At 61.3% G+C, this 17,039-nt stretch carries 13 protein-coding genes and 3 pseudogenes; 3 read left to right on the forward strand and 13 right to left on the reverse strand.

Annotated elements, in window-relative coordinates; translation table 11 throughout:
* Positions 1-511: 511 nt before the first annotated feature.
* Genes EJ067_RS35365 through EJ067_RS18475 form a run of 3 tightly spaced genes read right to left on the reverse strand, consistent with a single transcriptional unit; the run spans position 512 to position 4,305 of the window.
* Positions 512-1,054 (reverse strand): shikimate kinase, encoded by a 543-nt coding sequence (locus EJ067_RS35365; RefSeq protein ID WP_306462658.1) that lies wholly within the window; start codon positions 1,052-1,054, stop codon positions 512-514.
* Positions 942-1,853, reverse strand: coding sequence for a shikimate kinase (locus EJ067_RS35370; RefSeq protein WP_245454709.1), 912 nt, complete (start codon positions 1,851-1,853; stop codon positions 942-944). The genes EJ067_RS35365 and EJ067_RS35370 overlap by 113 nt, the downstream gene beginning before the upstream one ends.
* Positions 1,834-4,305 (reverse strand): hypothetical protein, encoded by a 2,472-nt coding sequence (locus tag EJ067_RS18475; RefSeq protein ID WP_245455307.1) that lies wholly within the window; start codon positions 4,303-4,305, stop codon positions 1,834-1,836. The genes EJ067_RS35370 and EJ067_RS18475 overlap by 20 nt, the downstream gene beginning before the upstream one ends.
* A gap of 464 nt (positions 4,306-4,769) precedes the next feature.
* Here EJ067_RS18475 and EJ067_RS18480 point away from each other — a divergent pair, with 464 nt between their 5' ends.
* Positions 4,770-7,310 (forward strand): EAL domain-containing protein, encoded by a 2,541-nt coding sequence (locus EJ067_RS18480; RefSeq protein WP_168247756.1) that lies wholly within the window; start codon positions 4,770-4,772, stop codon positions 7,308-7,310.
* A 314-nt stretch (positions 7,311-7,624) separates the two neighbouring features.
* Here the strand turns inward: EJ067_RS18480 and EJ067_RS34615 are convergent.
* Positions 7,625-8,138, reverse strand: a pseudogene (locus EJ067_RS34615) (transposase); the annotation flags it as partial.
* Positions 8,139-8,260: 122 nt separating this feature from the next.
* Here EJ067_RS34615 and EJ067_RS18490 point away from each other — a divergent pair.
* Both EJ067_RS18490 and EJ067_RS18495 read left to right on the forward strand, forming a co-directional pair.
* The gene (locus tag EJ067_RS18490; protein ID WP_126057615.1) at positions 8,261-8,473 is read left to right on the forward strand and encodes a hypothetical protein; all 213 of its coding nucleotides are present in this window, start codon (positions 8,261-8,263) and stop codon (positions 8,471-8,473) included.
* Positions 8,373-8,655, forward strand: a pseudogene (locus EJ067_RS18495) (transposase); the annotation flags it as partial. The gene EJ067_RS18490 and the pseudogene EJ067_RS18495, both read left to right, overlap by 101 nt.
* Positions 8,656-8,953: 298 nt before the next feature.
* On the opposite strand, the pseudogene EJ067_RS18500 reads toward EJ067_RS18495, so the two are convergent.
* From EJ067_RS18500 to thiC, 9 genes and pseudogenes are all read right to left on the reverse strand, one after another.
* Positions 8,954-9,736, reverse strand: a pseudogene (locus tag EJ067_RS18500) (sensor histidine kinase); the annotation flags it as partial.
* Between the two features lie 29 nt (positions 9,737-9,765).
* The gene (locus EJ067_RS18505) at positions 9,766-10,398 is read right to left on the reverse strand and encodes an Hsp20/alpha crystallin family protein (protein ID WP_126057616.1); all 633 of its coding nucleotides are present in this window, start codon (positions 10,396-10,398) and stop codon (positions 9,766-9,768) included.
* A 531-nt stretch (positions 10,399-10,929) separates the two neighbouring features.
* On the reverse strand, positions 10,930-11,154 hold the full coding sequence (locus EJ067_RS18510) for a DUF982 domain-containing protein (protein ID WP_245454712.1): 225 nt from the start codon (positions 11,152-11,154) through the stop codon (positions 10,930-10,932).
* 627 nt (positions 11,155-11,781) lie between these two features.
* Entirely contained in the window at positions 11,782-12,597 is an 816-nt protein-coding gene (locus EJ067_RS18520) for a hydroxymethylpyrimidine/phosphomethylpyrimidine kinase (protein ID WP_126057617.1), read from the reverse strand.
* Complete coding sequence (locus EJ067_RS18525) at positions 12,588-13,193, reverse strand: thiamine phosphate synthase (RefSeq protein WP_126057618.1); 606 nt, start codon at positions 13,191-13,193, stop codon at positions 12,588-12,590. Before EJ067_RS18525 ends, EJ067_RS18520 begins: the two co-directional genes overlap by 10 nt.
* A complete protein-coding gene (locus tag EJ067_RS18530) occupies positions 13,190-13,963 on the reverse strand; it encodes a thiazole synthase (protein ID WP_126057619.1) in 774 nt (257 codons plus the stop codon). Before EJ067_RS18530 ends, EJ067_RS18525 begins: the two co-directional genes overlap by 4 nt.
* 1 nt (position 13,964) lies before the next feature.
* On the reverse strand, positions 13,965-14,162 hold the full coding sequence (thiS, locus tag EJ067_RS18535) for a sulfur carrier protein ThiS (protein ID WP_126057620.1): 198 nt from the start codon (positions 14,160-14,162) through the stop codon (positions 13,965-13,967).
* Positions 14,131-15,132 (reverse strand): glycine oxidase ThiO, encoded by a 1,002-nt coding sequence (thiO, locus tag EJ067_RS18540; protein WP_126057621.1) that lies wholly within the window; start codon positions 15,130-15,132, stop codon positions 14,131-14,133. Before thiO ends, thiS begins: the two co-directional genes overlap by 32 nt.
* Positions 15,129-16,964: a phosphomethylpyrimidine synthase ThiC gene (gene thiC, locus EJ067_RS18545; protein WP_126063809.1), complete on the reverse strand. Its 1,836-nt coding sequence runs from the start codon at positions 16,962-16,964 to the stop codon at positions 15,129-15,131. Before thiC ends, thiO begins: the two co-directional genes overlap by 4 nt.
* Positions 16,965-17,039 lie beyond the last annotated feature (75 nt).

The following is a 17,039-nucleotide window of genomic DNA, read 5'->3' on the forward strand; positions in this document are numbered from 1 at the left end:
TCGCCGAGGCTTCGAAGGACATCCAGTTTCGCGCCGAGAGCTATTGAGGGACTTGTCCTGCGAAGCGCGCAGCGCGAAGCAGGATGGCGGAGAGGGAGGGATTCGGTTTCACGCCTATCCTGCTGAAAATGCTAATCTTTTCGCGCTTTTTGTTACGCAGTTTGTTACACTGCTACAACTGCGATTTACAATCGCTCTTTTGAGCTCGCCTGCCCAATCCATCTTATCTGTCGAAACCGACGCAATGGCGCGGCGGTGGATTGGGTCACTCTGTCATAGTATCCGCGCTTCATTAAGTTGACGATGCCGTTTAGACTCGGAGCTGATCCTTTCCGGTCGATCACCAGGATTTGGCGCGCGACCCGGCACCGGCGGTTCGTCTTTGTACGTTTGTGTCATCCAGGCCGGATCAACTCGGCCATCAGGCTTCTCACGACTTATGCATGCGTTTCCCACTTTTATTAGCATTCGGTGCGAACCCGCACCCTGCACCAAACCTGCGACGCCTAAGCTATCGTCCTCGACTTGAGCGTTCCCTGCTTCTCGTGGAAGACGCTAAATTCGCTCGTGCGTTATTGCCGGCCAGCAAAGGCTGCGGGTCGGCGGTGAGGGTGTCGAGGAGCGGCGGCCGTTCCCTTTCACTCAATAGTGCCGCCGGCGCCTGGATGGTTTCCACGACGCCGCCCCCGCAATCGTAGCCGTTGTGATGATCATCGTGCATGCGCTGAGCTGTTGGGGACATGCTGATGGCGGTGCCGGAAGCACCGGAGACATGTGATATCTCGGCAGCGGGCAGAGCGGCTTCTCTGTCGCTGCACAGGAAAGCGTAGAGTTCCTTCACGCAAATGCGGGCGTCCTTCTTGTCTTTTTGAAAGGGCGGGACGAGGGGCAACCTGATATCGGCCTTTTGGTAGAACGGACTGCGCTCTTCGTACAGCTGGTCAACCTTCTGCTCGATGTCGGCGCCTTGCAGCAGCGGCCGGCTGGTGTCCCTCTCGAGGCGCCTGCGGAGCTCTTTCAGCTCGGGTGTCGAGCCAGATCGACCTCGCCTTATTAAGAATCAGGGCTTGATTGGACTCCTTGCCAAAGCAGCCGCCGCCGGTTGCGATGACGATGGGGCCTCTCTCCAGCTGCTTGGCGAGCTCTTTGGTCTCCAGGTCCCTGAAGTGCGCCTCGCCACGGCCAGGGTCGGCGAACATCTCCATCAGATTGCCGTGATCGGCGACGATATGCTTATCGATGTCGACAAACTCCACCCCCAACTCCTTGGCAAGCTGGGCGCCGATGGTCGACTTGCCGCTCGCCGGCATGCCGACGAGCACGACCGGCCGCGTACCGAGGGCCGCGAGGATCTCGCCGGCTTGCGGCGAGCGAGCGACCGCAATCTGTTGTCTTGCGACGATGGGCGACCTGGAGGTCCCTGCCGCCCTCGACCTGCTTTCTCCTGACGAGTCCCAGTGTAATATCTCCCAGGCACCACGGGGAATGGGGACTAGCTGTGAGCTCTGCGCGCGGTGCGCGAGCTCGGCCCGATAACTGGCCGGCGTAGGGAACTCGACCTCGAAGCGATAGTTCTGCGCGGTTCTGAACGCCGTGTGAACGCCGCGTAACCGCGGCCTGTCCATCCTGATGACCCAGTTGGTGGTCTCGACCTCGCTGCAGTCCCGCTCCTCGAAGGCCAGTGCCGCCTTCCTGAAGGCGCGCGTAAAAGCCTCGTCCGGGATCTCGAAGACATGGCGCACGGCATTGGTGACCAGTTGGGCCTCCGGCGCCGTGCTCACGCTCTGGCCGGTCAACTCGTCGGCTATCCAGACCTGCCCGCCCGACCGTTGGTCAAGATGCGGCACCTTCACCTCGATGCCGTCCTGCCGCAAAAGCTCGGCAACCGCATGCACAATTTTTGGTAATCGCGCTTTCTTGCGCTTCGGCGGGGGCGGCTTCGAGCCTGGCCCGCTCAAGGGCCTGTTCGCTGCTCAGCGTTATCGTGCTGGCGCGGTCGTCTTCGGCCGAGATTGCTAAGGCGCTGAGCAGAATGCGCTTTTCGACGGCGAGTCTGATCGAGGCCTCCATGACCGATGCCGCCAGCGTGGGGTTGTCCTTCAGATCCGCCAGGCTGCCATCGACGTCGAACCGGCCCTGGTGGAGCTTTGCCGCCTGCGCCTTGACATATGGCGCCGACTTGAAGCCCGGCCTCTGCTCCAAGAGCCGCTGCAATTCGGTGGTTTTTTGCATGAACACCCGCGCACCGGTATCGGACTTGTAGGCGTCAGTGCCGACCTTGATGCCGACGCTCAACAGATTGATGGCGCTTTCATGCAGCTTGACTTCCGACTGCTCATGAGCCGGCTCGCTATTGAGCTGCAGGTTCCAGTCCTGGAGCTCGGCCACTAACAACGCGGCCAGTTCGCAGGCCACCGGATGCCTGGCGGCCTTGCTGTCTTCCCTCGCCCTGGCGATGAGCTCATGGAGGGCCTGGCCATCCGGCCGATCTTCCTGCAACAGTGCGCGGATGTCGGCCTTGAGCTCATTATGAATGCCCTCGTAGGTGCCGAAGATGGCACGCTCGGCAAACCAGCGTTGCGCCTCCAGCGGCTGCGCCAGCACGTTGCGCTGCAGGCAGCTGTAGGTCTCCAGCACCAGCCCGGTGGCCGACAGGATCTGCTTGGACCGGGTGAACTGGTAGCCGCTTTTCTCAATGGCCGGCGTGTGCGACTTCGGCGGCTTCATCGAGGCGATGCCGCGCGCCTGCAGCTGCGCGTCGAACTGGCGCACATGCTCGTAAAGGCGAGGCTGGTCGCCAATGATGACGACGGTGTCGCCATCAAAATCGCCGTCGAGCATTTTTTGTTCGACGCTTGGAACCGCAACCAAAGAGCCGGGCGCGAACACCTCCGTCGCCTGCAGGATGCCGACGCACTCGAGCGCGGTGTCGGCCTTGACCCGGTCCTTTTCCTCCAGCCAGTACGAATGGCACTTTACGTCCTCGGCAGACATCACGACCCCGCGCTCGGCGAAGTCCGCCGGCCACATTTCGTCGGGCACAACGATCAAGATGCCTTTGGCAAAGAAGGTCGGATCGTCGGCGGCAAGCCCAGCCCCCGACCTGTGCGCGAAGTTGAAGCTATATTGGAAGGCCACGCACCGATCCAGGAACGCCGCGGTCCGGTCGCCATCGCGCGCCGACCTGACCCGGTCGGCGGCGAACGGGCGCAGGTTGGGCTTGTCATAGGGGGAGCGTCCGACAAGCACGCCAGCGTCACGGGTCAAGGTCTTGCTCTTGCCCGTCGGCACATGCAGGCATTCGTCGCTGGACGGCACGGCGATAGCGCTCGAACCCTCGATATGCCCGCCCGTGACCGTCCGGAACAGCTCCTCGGCGGTGAGGCTTTGATGGGTTTCGAGCCAAGCCTGAGCCTTCTCGCGGGTCTCCTGTGCTACCTCGACGCTACGCGGATAATGTTGCAGCGCCGAGGGCGGTACCGCCGATTGCCTTTTATCGGCATAGGCAGGCATCCGCTCGGGAGCGTCGTGGCGAGCCCGGGCAATGGACGGCATGCGCTCGGCCAGTGAGGCCCTAATGAAGCCGCAGCCGTCATGCGGCCGCAAGGCGATCTCGCCGTCTCGCCCCTCGAACCGGAAGGGATGCACTGCGCCTGCGGGATGGTCGGGCAGAAGGGACAGCTTGAAGCACCCTTCCAGCGCATAATCATGGGGGCCAATGTCGGGGATGCCCGGCGGCGCGGCAAATCCGCGGCGCTGGGTATAGTAATAGGCTTCCTTGAACGGCGCCCAGGCCCGCGACAGCTGCTCAAAGGCCGTACCCGGAGCCGTCTCGGCATAGGGGATCGCCAAAAGCTTGCCGCTTGGGGCCTCTGCGGCCGTGAAAGGCAGGTGAGAGGCAAGCTGGTTCAGGCTCTTTTGCGGCGGCTTCAGTTTGCTGCCGCCGAACAGGTCCATGCGGTAGGGCACGCCCTCCACGGTGAACGTGCGTGTCAGCATGGCTCCAGTCGGAGTTCCCTTTAGCTGCACCGCCACCACCTTCACCGCGCCCGAGGTCAAGCGGTGGAAAATGGAATAGCGCAACTCGGCTTCGCTGGCCAGCGGCCGGCCTTGCATGTCGACCACCGGCAGCCGCATCAGTCCGGCATCGCCTTGCGGCGGTCTCGGCTCGTGGTCCATGGCCTGAAGGACCCGATGGACATCGAAGCTGGAGGCTGCATGCTGGGCCTGGATCATCGATGCGTTCTGCGCCATGAAGGTGTCGAGCGCTTCGAGCGGCTCCTTCGCCTCGATCTCGGCGATCACGCTCGAGTTCGCGCACCGCCTCGGCGCGCGCCGCGGCGCTCCTTCCTCGGCTGATGAACACTGCCGATCATAGATTCGACTGCCAGCCTCAAAGCCCCATCGTCGTGCATAATATGGGCTGGCCTCGCTACATTCGAAGGGGATCGAAGGCCGATCCCACGGTGCGGTGAAAGAAGCTGCAAGCGGCTTCCAAGACTAGGTGCGAGCACCTCGATCTCATTGTAGGCCCGTCATCGGATCATATGGAAATCGGTGAGCTTCATCCGCCGGCCTTTTACAACGTGGTTTGGTCGATCCTCTAGGGGATTACGCAGTCTTAAGCCAGCATTAATACCTTAGACGCGACACTAGGAATACTTTTACTATTCGCTAAAGCTCGATGCTATTTGACGAGGACTGGTCTTGCGTTTGCAGTTTTCTAGATGAGAGGGCTAAAGGACATTAGCGTCGGGACCAAGCTCTCGTTGGGCTTTGGGCTGGCGCTGCTGTGCGTCGTGGCCGTGGGAGTATTTGGGGTCGCGCAACTGCGATCACTCAACAAGGTCACGAGCGAGATCACCAGCGTTTGGTTGCCCCAGGTCCAGATCGTCGGCGAGATGAAGCGCAACCTCGCGGAACACCAGCTCTATGCGACGTTGCGCGTGCGCACTGCCGAGGCTGCGCAGATAGCCGGCATTGAGAAGGAGATGGCGAGGGAAAGCGACGAAATACTGCAAGGTCGGCGCGCCTATCGCCGGAGTGCCGGATCGCTGGCCGAGCAGCAGCTGTTCGACCAGTTCGTCAACCTATGGACGGCCTACGAAGATTCCCTGACATCGATTTTCCCGCTCCTCGAAACAGGAGGGCGAACAATGGCTGTCAAGGAGTTCGAGACGGTATCGCTCCCGACCGTTGCCGCCGCCACGCAGCGATTGGACGACCTGCTGGCCCTCACCAACGAGCGCAGCACGGCCGCGGCGGTGATGGCGGACAGGACCTACACCGTTGCGCAAAGATTGACTTGGCTGGCAGTTCTTTTTGCCGCCGGGTGTCTTGGTGGGCTTGTCGCCTGGATACGCCACAATGTCAGCAAGCCGATCCTCGCCGTGACCGAGGCGATGCGTTGCTTGGCGCAGGGCGAGCGCCGTTCGAGTCTCATTGCGCTGAAAAGGGATCGGCAGGACGAGGTTGGAGTGCTGTTCTCGGCCTTTGCCGGCTACCGGGCCAGCCTGGAGCGCAGCGATGCCTTGGCCCGAGAAGCCGAGCTGGAGCGGCAGCAATTGGCCGCGGCCGCCGCCAATATGCCCGTAGGGCTTTGCATGTTCGATGCGGAGAGGCGGCTGGTTCTGTGCAACCAAAGCTACGCCGATCTCTACCATGTGCCGGAGCCCCTGACTCGTCCCGGCACGCCGTGGATCGATTTGATGCGGTTCCGGATCGCGGCGGGCCTCTATGCCGGCCATGACCCGGAAAAGTATGTGCAGCAGCTGACGGAGACCATCGATCGCGCAGAGCGGACGGTGAGCCTGGTGGAACTCAGGGACGGACGCACCATCGACCTCATCCATCAGCCACTGCCGGGCGGCGGGTGGCTTGCCACTCACCATGACGTGACCGACTTGCGGCGGAGCGAAGCCAAGATTTCATACATGGCGCGCCACGACGGACTTACCGAGCTTCCAAATCGCATATTGTTCCGCGAACGCGCCGAGGAGGCTTTGGTCGAGATGCGGCGTGATGGTAGCAAGATTGCTTTCCACTGCCTCGATCTCGATCATTTCAAGATGGTCAACGACACGCTGGGGCACCCGGTTGGCGACGCCTTGCTGAAGGAGGTCGCCGCCAGACTGAAACAGGTGGCCCGTGAAGGCGACACCGTGGCAAGGCTCGGCGGCGATGAGTTCGTGATCATTCAAACCGCGGTTGATCAGCCGGTCGAGGCGACAGCTCTTGCCCAACGGGTCATTGATGGGCTGAGCGCACCTTATGTCGTCGATGGCCACGGGGTTATGATCAGCGCCAGCATCGGCATCTCGATCGCGCCGGACGATGGCATTGACGCCGACCAACTTCTCAAGACCGGCGACATGGCGCTCTACCGGGCGAAGGCGGAAGGCCGCGGAACCTACAGGTTCTTCGAACCGGAAATGGATGCGCGCATGCAGGCGCGGCGGTTTCTCGAACTCGACCTGCGCGAAGCGGTGGTGCGGCAGCAGTTCGAAATCTACTACCAACCGCTCCTCAATCTCGACCGCGGCGAGGTCAGCTGCTTCGAGGCGCTGCTGCGCTGGCATCACCCGACGCGCGGCATCGTATCCCCGGGAGAATTCATCCCGCTGGCCGAGGACATCGGCCTCATCGTCCCGATCGGTGAATGGGTTATCAAGCAAGCCTGTCTCGACGCGGCAAGCTGGCCCGGTAGCATCAAGGTCGCCGTCAATCTGTGCCCGGCGCAATTTCGCAACGCGCGCTTGCTCTCCACCATCGTCGAGGCATTGGATATCTCGGGACTGCCCCCCAGCCGGCTTGAGCTTGAGATCACCGAGACAGTGCTGCTGGCCAACAGCCAGGCGACTCTCTCGATGCTGCAACATATCCACATGCTCGGCGTTCATATCGCGATGGACGACTTCGGAACCGGATATTCGAGCTTGAGCTATCTGCGCTCGTTCCCATTCGACAAGATCAAGATCGATCAATCCTTCATCACGGACGCCGGAGATATCGACAGTTCCGTCGCCATCATTCGAGCGGTCACGAGCCTCGGCAACAGCCTCGGGATGCAGACCACCGCCGAGGGCGTCGAGACCGTGGAGCAGCTGGAACGGGTCCGAAGAGAAGGCTGCACCGAGGCGCAGGGCTTCCTGCTCAGCCGCCCGCTGCCCGCGCGGGACATCCCCGCGATGCTGGAGCGGACCCGCGCCGTGGTGGCGGGCGAGATCATTGAGACCGAACCCGAAACGTCAGGCGAGCGAGACACGGACAAGCCGGGCAGGCGTCGCAGTAGGGCGTCTGTCCCCGCCTAACCGGGATGCAAGCGAAAAACAGTGCCAACGAACATGAGTTTGCCGGCCTAGTTCAGGCCGCCACTCGGATCATGTCGATAGCGGGTGTGTAGGTCGGCGCGGCTCGAAATTAGGTGTGCTGAGCGCCGGTCAAAGTGGGATTAGCTTGTCATATCGATTATGGGATCCAGGTTGAACCCGACTTGCAGGACTCTGCTCGTAACCGAGCAGATCAACCTCACATTCGGTCGCTGCTCTTCACGGCTGCACCAACATCCCGCCTACGGCCGCTGGGCTCGGGCGACGAGACCATTCTGAGTGAGCGGCGTTTTATATACCCGTTCGGTCGTCAGTACCTTGCGTTCACGACAGATACGCCGGCGATCCTCCTGCTCCGGTGTTGGCTCTTTGACCATTGCACATATGCGCGGTTCGCCTCGCTTGAAGGCAAGGAGAGACGAGCGTTTCACCATCGATCTTATCGGTTTTGGCTCGGCGACTGCGACGAGACACTGCGATAGAAGCGGGATCAACGACGTAGCTCTCGATCCCCGCCTTGCTCAGAACCCGATGGATCCAGGAGCCATCGAGCCCGGCTTCCTGGATAGCGACGACGGGGAAGTCTGGCCCCATGCGTGCTCTTGCCTTCTCTCGCACGCTATCGAAGCGACGGAACAAGGCGGATAAATCACCACTGGGGACACTGTGTTTCGACAACTTCTCGCCGCCACCTGGCGACAACGACGAGATCAGCCAGGTTGAACGGCTGAGCTCCAGCGATACGAAGATTGCGCCCAGACCAGTCCGGATAGCAGTCAGAGTTTCGGATCGGTCGGCCACTACATGCATGGTGTTCCTCCGCGGGGTGTTTGTTAGCAGCGTCACTCTGCCAGAGCACGCGCCGCTATCCATCCGTCGCCATGGGATCTGGTGATTGTTCATGTCGCCGATTCCCGCGAAGGAACGCCACCATGACCAAGATTGAAAGTAAGACCGCCAGCGCTGCCGTCAAAGACATTCTGCTTTCAGACCCGGACGGACTTCACGAAATGATCCGTGCGGTGATGCAGGAGGTGCTCGAGGCCGAGATGGACGACGGTGGAGGAGACCATCGAGCGCACGCTGACCTTCTTTTGCCTGCCGCGCCAGCATCACAAGCATCTCAAGAGCACCAACATGCTTGAACGGCTCAATGAGGAAATCCGCCGGCGCACCTATGTCGTGCGCATCTTCCCCAACGCCGAAAGCTGCCTGCGCCTCGTCAGGGCGCCGGCTGTCGAAACCAACGAAAACTGGATGGAGGCCCTACATCAACATTGACGACCTGCGCGAGCACAAGAAGCTCGCTCTACGCCAAGCCGCATGACCAGCATCGTGGCCGCCCCATTTTGCAGAACTTGACGCACACAACCGCCACTTCGAGTTTACCGACCGCACCGAGTCATCCACGCAAAGACCTGCGCAGCGTCAGCTTCAGAGCTTGGTCCCACCGGCTGAACGCCAAAAAAGCGGATCTTGGCCATCGGAAGCGCCCTCAACCGACTGAGAGGTTTCGGCTTATGCGATGCGACTGGCAGTCCTGCGCTCCGGGGACAAGGCCGTGGCGGCAGAAGATCCCCTGGACATCAGGCGATGTCCGGAAGGCAGCATCGTAGTAACGGTTTTTACGCCGCTCGCGGCACGCGCGAGGTGAACGTCGCCCGGGTGACCGACACGCTGGTGCCGTCAATATCGCTGATAATCTCCACCCTGGCCTCCAGTTGTTTCACCAGTGCTTCGACGATGGCTGTTCCAAGTCCGGTAGCCGGTACGTCGTTGGCGATCTTGCCGACGCCATTGTCCGAAACCGTCAGTTTCCAGTCACTGCCCGCGGTCTCGTAGCTCACCTGGATGCGAGCGCCGGTTCTCTTCTTGGGGAAAGCATATTTGATGGCGTTGAGCACGAGTTCGGTGACAATTAGTCCCAGACTGACTGCCCTTTGCGAATCTATCCTGCCGCCTTCGGCCATTACGGTGACCGTGATCGGCTGGGCTTCGCCGACCATCGACGAGGCGAGGCTGCTGCACAATTTCGGTAGGTAAGAGCCGACATCGATCTCGTCGACGCCGGCGGAGGTGTGGAGATGGCGTTGCACCTCGGCCACGGACAGAACGCGCTGATGGGCGTCCTTGAGATGCTGGCGCGTCTCTTCCGACGTCACCGAGCGTGCCTTCAGCAACAGGATCGAGGCAATGATCTGCAGGCTGTTGGCAACCCGATGCTCCATCTCGCGCAGCAGGACGTCTTTCTGCCGAAGCAGGTCTTCGGTGCGACCGAGCAGTTCTTCCTTCTCCCGCTCGATGATACGACGGGCCGTTATGTCATTGAAGGCGAGAAGGATGGTGATGGCCGAACTATGGTCGTAAAGCACCTTGCGGGCATTGAGCAGCATGGTGCGACGGCCGATCCGCGTTCCTGAGCCATGCTTGCCTCCCTCTATCCCTTGATCTGGATCTTCTTCGGCCGATCCGCCTCCGGCCGGTGCAACTCGACTTCGAGCAGCCCGTTGGCGAAACGCGCCTCGACCCGTTCCGGGTCGACGCGGAATGGCAATTGCACTGTCCGGGAGAAGGTCCCATAGGCGCGCTCACGGCGGTGCCAGACGGATTTCTCGTCCTCCGTTCGAGGCTCGCGCGTTCCCTTCAATGTCAGAATGTTCTCGCGCACCGTGAGGCCGATTTCGTCAGGTGATATCCCCGGCAGTTCCGCGGCCACCGCCACGCTGTCCTCGCCAGTCCAAAGATTGATCGGCGGAAACTCCTGAGCGGCGCTGGCGGTCAGCCCGGCCAAACGCTGGTTTACTTCCTGTTGCATGCGCCGCATTTCCACAAACGGATCGAACCCGATGCGGCCGAAATCCGACAAAAGCATGTACATCCTCCTATGATTCACGACCTTGCATGATTGCCACGCGCGACACGTGCGTGCGCACCGGAAGCGGAATCGATCGATGGCAACAGGAGGGGCGATCAGCACAGAGACCGAGCGGCCCGATCGCGCAACCTCGCAGAATGCGAGAAAGAGGGGTTCGGGCAGACGCCGGAACACATCCTCCTTGCGAAGCGACATGAACCGAACTCGATCCACCGTAGGGCCGGACCGTCATTCCCGTGCCAGGACCCGATAGCGGCATCCGGCTTTATCATTAGGTGGCCCCAAATGGCCTTTCACGAGGTGATCTTTGACATTCCACCAGTCACCTCTTCGGCAACAGCGGGGTCCCTTCGAATCCGTAGCCACGTTGCCTCTAGTCGCTGATTTGGCTTCCCTTTGCGCAACTGTCGGGATCGACGAAGCGTCCCGAATTGCACCGCGGTTCGATCAACTGATCGCAGGCGACGCGCCGCATCGTCATGGTAGCTGACGAATGAATCGGCATGACACGTCGCAGTGACCGAGACATCAAGCCAGCACCTATGTCGGCTTGCCGCAAGTCAAAAGAATCCAGCCCTGCGTGCCGCGTTCGCTGACCTTCGCCAGTGACGCCATTTGCATTTCGGCCGGACAGATGGGCACAGACATGTGCAATTCCCGCATCGCCCATTATTGGAACTCACAAGGCGGCGTTCTTTCCGTCTTGGCGAGCAGCGGGCCAACGCGTTACCGGCGGTGATCTTCCTGCAGCTTTAAATCAGTCGCCACCAACGACGAAATCAGATTTGGCCAGCACGCCGGCAATCCTGGCAAATCCCACAATGCTTGCCGCGCCTGCTCGGGTGTCATCTGTCCGGCGATCGCTGCGTTGCTGCTTCTCACCGCGCAACTGAATACCGGTCCCCGACGCGCTTTTGGCCACTGATTCAGGAATACGAGCGCTTCGCGCACTGTGTTGATGTCGTGACGACGTCGTTGGTCTTAACCTGGACCGGCGATAGGAAAGCCAGACCGGTTATTCTTACCTCCCTGCGATCGCACGCTGGATCTTTCATTCGGTGGTTGGTTGCGTGACAGGTTTCGAACGTTAGGTCTTGTTTTCTCTGGAAGATCGGGCTGTACGACATAATCCAAATGTTGCGACGCAGCGAAGGCTTCTGCTGGTTCCCGAGTTGAAAAAGCCAGTTGCACCTGGATGAGTGTGTCGCCGCCACCCAATAGCCCATCAGATGTTCAATGGCAGGCGGCGTCCGACGCTCGAACAGCAAGCGCCACGGCCGGCGGGTAGCCGATGCCACAGCTTTGGAGCTGCCCCGGATACTATTATAAGACCGATTGACGCGGGGCTCGACGCGTTTGCGGCAAATAAGCTCGAGTGTGGACAGAGATGTGACGTTCTATTGAGTCGCTGACCCAATCGGTAGCGACCTGGTGATCCACGCAACCAATTCCGGTCGTTTCTGTCACTAAGAACTCGATATTCGCTATTTGCACCTCGAAAGTCGCATAATTGGCAGTGAGAAACTCAACGCGTTGTGAGGATGGCATAGAGAAGCAGTAGCCCCTTCTCTAGTCTCGCTACGGGAAAAATTCTGGAAAATGGGTCTGCTTGGCTGGACGCAGAACGCTGTGGTTATTCAGCCGGCATTTCTGAAGCCTCTCCAAGACAAACAGCTTGCCTTCGCGCACGCTGTCTTCGAGCGGCTTCGGCTTCGCCAGATGCGCCGCAATCGCGCTGGCCAGCATGCAACCTGTCCCGCGCATCGATGTGGCAAGGCGCGGTGCATCGAAGCGGATGGGTTCGTGCCCGGAGCGTAACAGAATATCGGTCGACCGGGTTCCCGACGCATGCCCACCCTTGATCAGCAGGGCTTGAGGGCCGGCGGCCAGCAGTCTTTTTCCTTGTTGGAGCGCTCCGTCCTCATCCACTGCCAGTTCGGAGCCACTAAGGAGCGCCAGTTCAGGGAGGTTGGGCGTGACAATGCAGCAAAGCGGCATAAGATCGCGCTTCATGGCAGCGATAGCGCCTGCTTGCAGAAGTGCGCGGCCTGAGGTGGAGGCCAGCACAGGGTCGAGTACTGCGGGGACATGCGGAAATTTGCGCAGCACTGCGGCAACGGCAACAATGATCTTGGCAGTCGCCAGCATGCCGATCTTGATTGTGGCCACGTCGTTGGCCTGCAGCGCGGCGCACATCTGATTGGCCACCAGGCTAGGTGGCGAATAATAGATTTCGATCACGGCGTCATGCGTTTGCACCGTTAGCGCTGTGACGGCGAGACAGGTGCGCACGCCAATGGCAGAGATCGTCTCGATATCGCGTGCAATTCCAGCACCGCCACTGGAGTCCGATCCACCGACGACAAGCACATGTGGTTCTCGCCTCAGCGCCATTGGTCCGTCTTTTCGATCCATTCTCGCGTGCGCGCCTCGGGGTCGTCGTTGAGCGTGATGTCGGTCACCACCGCCGCGCTGTCCGCGCCAGCCGCAAAGACACCGTCGAGCCGCTCAGGGTTGAGGCCACCAATGGCGACCAATTGAAACGGCGCGACCTGGCGCTTCCATTCGCTGATCCGTTCGACCCCTTGCGGCGCCCATTTCATCTTCTTCAGGATGGTCGGATAGATGGGTCCAAGCGCTATGTAGTCAGGCTCGGCGGCCATCGCCGTTTCCAGCTCCTGATGATCATGTGTGCTCAGTCCGAGCCTTACGCCGGCTGCCCGTATCGCCAAGAGGTCAGCGGTCTGCAAATCCTCCTGGCCGAGATGTATGAAGTCGCAGCCTTCCTCGATTGCCAGGCGCCAGTGGTCGTTGACGATGAGTTGGCACTGGTATCGAGCACACAAGGCCTTCGCGGTGCGGATCTCCGCGCGCAACCCAGCCTCATCCACGGTCTTGATGCGCAGTTGCAGAAGCCGGACTCCGAGTGGGACCAGCCGTTCGATCCAGGCAGCGCTGTCGACGATCAGATAAAAGGGATCGAGCTTCATGAAAAAACGGCCCTGCCGACCATCGGTGTCGATGGCACGGCGACGTCGCGCGGTTCGAGCATTCCCGAACTGAACGCCTCACGACCGGCGTCGACCGCCTTACCGAAAGCACGCGCCATGCCGACCGGATATGCCGCCTTGGCGACCGCTGTGTTCAGGAGCACGGCGTCAAAGCCGAGTTCCATGACGGTGGCCGCGTGCGACGGCCGTCCGAGCCCCGCATCCACAATCAGCGGGACGCCAGGGAAATATCCGCGCATCGAGCGCAGCGCCGTCATGTTGACCGGTCCCAAGGCGGAACCGATCGGTGCGCACCACGGCATCAGGACCTTGCAGCCCGTTTCCAGCAGCCGCTCGGCGACAACGAGATCGTCGGTGGTATAGGGGAATACCGCAAAGCCGTCCTCGCACAGGATGCGGGCGGCTTCAACCAGACCGAACACATCCGGCTGTAGCGTGTCGTGATTGCCGATCACTTCGAGCTTGATCCAGTTGGTGCCGAAGACCTCGCGCGCCATTTTCGCGGTGGTGACGGCTTCCTTGACGGAGAGGCAGCCGGCGGTATTGGGCAGGATTCTGGCGCCCAGCGAGCGGATCAACGACCAGAATTGTTCGCCGGCTCTACCGCCCGCCATCTCACGCCGCAACGAGACGGTCACCACCGACGTGCCCGACGCCTTGACTGCATCGGCAAGGATGGCCGGCGAAGGATATTGAGCGGTGCCGAGAAGCAGGCGCGACGAAAGCTCGGTTCCATAAAGCTCCAACATGCTAGCCGCCCTGCATGGGCGAGAGGATTTCGATCCGGTCGCCGTCGCTCAACTGGAACTCCGTGCGGTTGGCTTTGTGCACGAGGTCGCCGTTGACGGCGGTGGCGAGCCAATCGCCCTCATAGTCGAGCGCGGCAAGCAACTCGGCCAGCGTGGTGGCGGCAATCTCACGCGCCTCGCCGTTGACCATCAGTTTCATGAGCATGCTCCTTGGTTCTGTCTTGACTGAAAACCAGGCCGGCAGCCTGGCGCGCCATGGCGGGGGCGAGGAGAAAACCGTGACGATAAAGACCGTTGATCGCGATGATCTCACCGTCTGTTTCGACGCGTGGCAAATTGTCGGGAAATGCCGGACGGACACCCACACCGGTTTCAACGATCTCGGCCTCACCAAAGGCCGGATGGAGGGCATGGGCGGCGCCCAGCAGCTCCATCATGGAACGCGCCGTCACCGGTCCGGCGCTCTGGCTTTCAATCATCGTCGCTCCGATCATGAAACGGTGATCGGTGCGCGGCACGGCATAAAGCGGAAAGCGTGGATGAAGCAAACGGACCGGCCGCGACAGCGAGACATCAGGCGTGCGAAGGATCAGCATTTCGCCGCGAACACCGCGCAGCCTGTCATCGGCCGCTGCCATTCCCATGCAGTCTATCTGACGGGCGAAACCCGAAACAGGCCGGGCGTCGCAGCCGAAGTGGAATTTGACACCCATGGTCGCAAGGTTGTCATGAAGTGCCGCCATCGCCTGGCGTGGGTCGAGGTGAGCCTCGTTGGGGAAGAGCAATCCACGCCGGAAGCGGCCGGCGAGGTCGGGTTCCAGGAGCGCAATTTCGTTTTCATCGACGCGCCTATGCCCTGACGTGCGACTGGCGAACCGGTCAAGCTCACCGGCATCACGCGGCGCGGCCACGACCAATGTCCCGGCCCGTGTCACCTGACCCGACAGCACCGCATCCCACCAGTCGGCAGCGTCGCGTCCGAGATCCAGCACCGGCTGCTCCGCGCTTTCGCGCTCGCACCATGGCGCCAGCATGCCGCCGGCGAACCACGACGCGTTGCCGCCAAGGCCATGCCGCATCTCGGCGACTGTGACCGTCGCGCCGCGGGCGGCGAGTTCGAAAGCGACGGTGAGGCCGGCAACGCCGGCCCCTTTGACGAGCACCCTCATGATGGTTTGGGAGCCTCCGGCACGACCGGTACGCCAGTCTCGTCCGCCGGCATGTAGAGATCGCCGCCCTCCCGGTATTTTGCCGCCATTGCCGCCATGCCTTCCTTCTGAGCCTCGGCACGGATGTCGTGGGAAATGCGCATGGAGCAGAATTTCGGCCCGCACATCGAACAGAAATGTGCCAGCTTGTGCGCCTCCTTGGGCAAGGTCTGGTCGTGGAAGGACCGTGCGGTTTCGGGGTCGAGCGACAGGTTGAACTGGTCCTCCCAGCGGAACTCGAAGCGCGCGCGCGAAAGGGCATCATCCCTGGTTTTCGCTGCCGGATGGCCCTTCGCCAGATCGGCTGCATGGGCGGCTATCTTGTAAGTGATCACCCCAATCTTGACGTCGTTGCGGTCGGGAAGGCCGAGATGCTCTTTCGGCGTGACGTAGCAAAGCATTGCGGTGCCGAACCAGCCTATCATGGCGGCACCTATCCCTGAGGTGATGTGGTCATAGCCCGGCGCGATGTCGGTCGTCAGCGGCCCCAACGTGTAGAACGGCGCCTCACCGCACACTGCGAGCTGCTTGTCCATGTTCTGCCTGATCTTGTGCATGGGGACATGGCCCGGGCCTTCGATCATCACCTGGCAGTCCTTTGCCCAGGCAATCTTGGTGAGTTCTCCAAGTGTTTCCAGTTCGGCGAATTGCGCCGCGTCGTTCGCATCGGCGATTGAACCGGGACGAAGGCCGTCGCCGAGCGAGAAGGAAACGTCATAGGCTCTGGCGATGTCGCAGATCTCCTCGAAATGCTCGTAGAGGAAGCTCTCCCGGTGATGGTGCAGGCACCATTTGGCCATGATCGAGCCGCCGCGCGAGACGATGCCCGTGACCCGGTCGACGGTCAGCGGTATGTAGTGCAGCCGCACGCCGGCGTGGATGGTGAAATAGTCGACGCCTTGCTCGGCCTGCTCGATCAGCGTGTCGCGATAGACCTCCCAGTTGAGGTCCTCGGCGATGCCGCCGACCTTTTCGAGCGCCTGATAGAGCGGCACCGTGCCGATCGGCACCGGTGCATTGCGCACGATCCAGTCGCGGATGTTGTGGATGTTGCGGCCGGTCGACAGGTCCATCACCGTATCGGCGCCCCAGCGGATCGCCCACACCATCTTTTCGACCTCTTCGGCCATCGACGATGTGACAGCCGAGTTACCGATGTTGGCGTTGATCTTCACCAGGAAATTTCGCCCGATGATCATCGGTTCGCTCTCGGGATGATTGATGTTGGCGGGAATGATTGCGCGTCCGCGCGCCACCTCGTCGCGCACGAATTCGGGTGTGACGAAATCTGGGATCGCCGCGCCGAAGGCTTCGCCGTCGCGTTGCAGCTTGCCGCGCATCACCTCGCGGCCGAGATTCTCGCGGATGGCTACGAACTCCATTTCTGGCGTGATGATGCCGGCGCGCGCATAGGCAAGTTGGGTCACCGCCTTGCCCTGCTTGGCCTTGAGCGGCCGATTGCGTATCGGAAATTCCGGTGTCAGGCGCTCGCCGGTGGCGAATCCATTGTCTTCCGGCCGGACGTGGCGGCCGTCATAGGCTTCGACATCGCAACGCGCCGTGACCCATTCGTGGCGAAGCCGGGCAAGGCCTTTTTCGATGCTGGTTTGGACTGATGGATCGGTGTAGGGGCCGGACGGATCGTAGACGGTGACGGGCGGTTCGCCGGCCGTCGGATGGACGGAAATCTCGCGCATCGGCACCCTGATCTGCGGGTAGAGGACGCCGGGCTTGTGGATTTTCCGCGAGGCGGGCAGTGGTCCCGTCGACACGGCGGGGGTGAGGGCATTCATCGTGAGGCTCCTTTGCTCATGCATTGGAGACCCAGTTCTGTGCCGGAAGGATGAAAAGACGCTTCTGTAGACCTG

The organism is Mesorhizobium sp. M1D.F.Ca.ET.043.01.1.1, from assembly GCF_003952385.1.
In the GTDB taxonomy this organism is placed as follows: domain Bacteria; phylum Pseudomonadota; class Alphaproteobacteria; order Rhizobiales; family Rhizobiaceae; genus Mesorhizobium.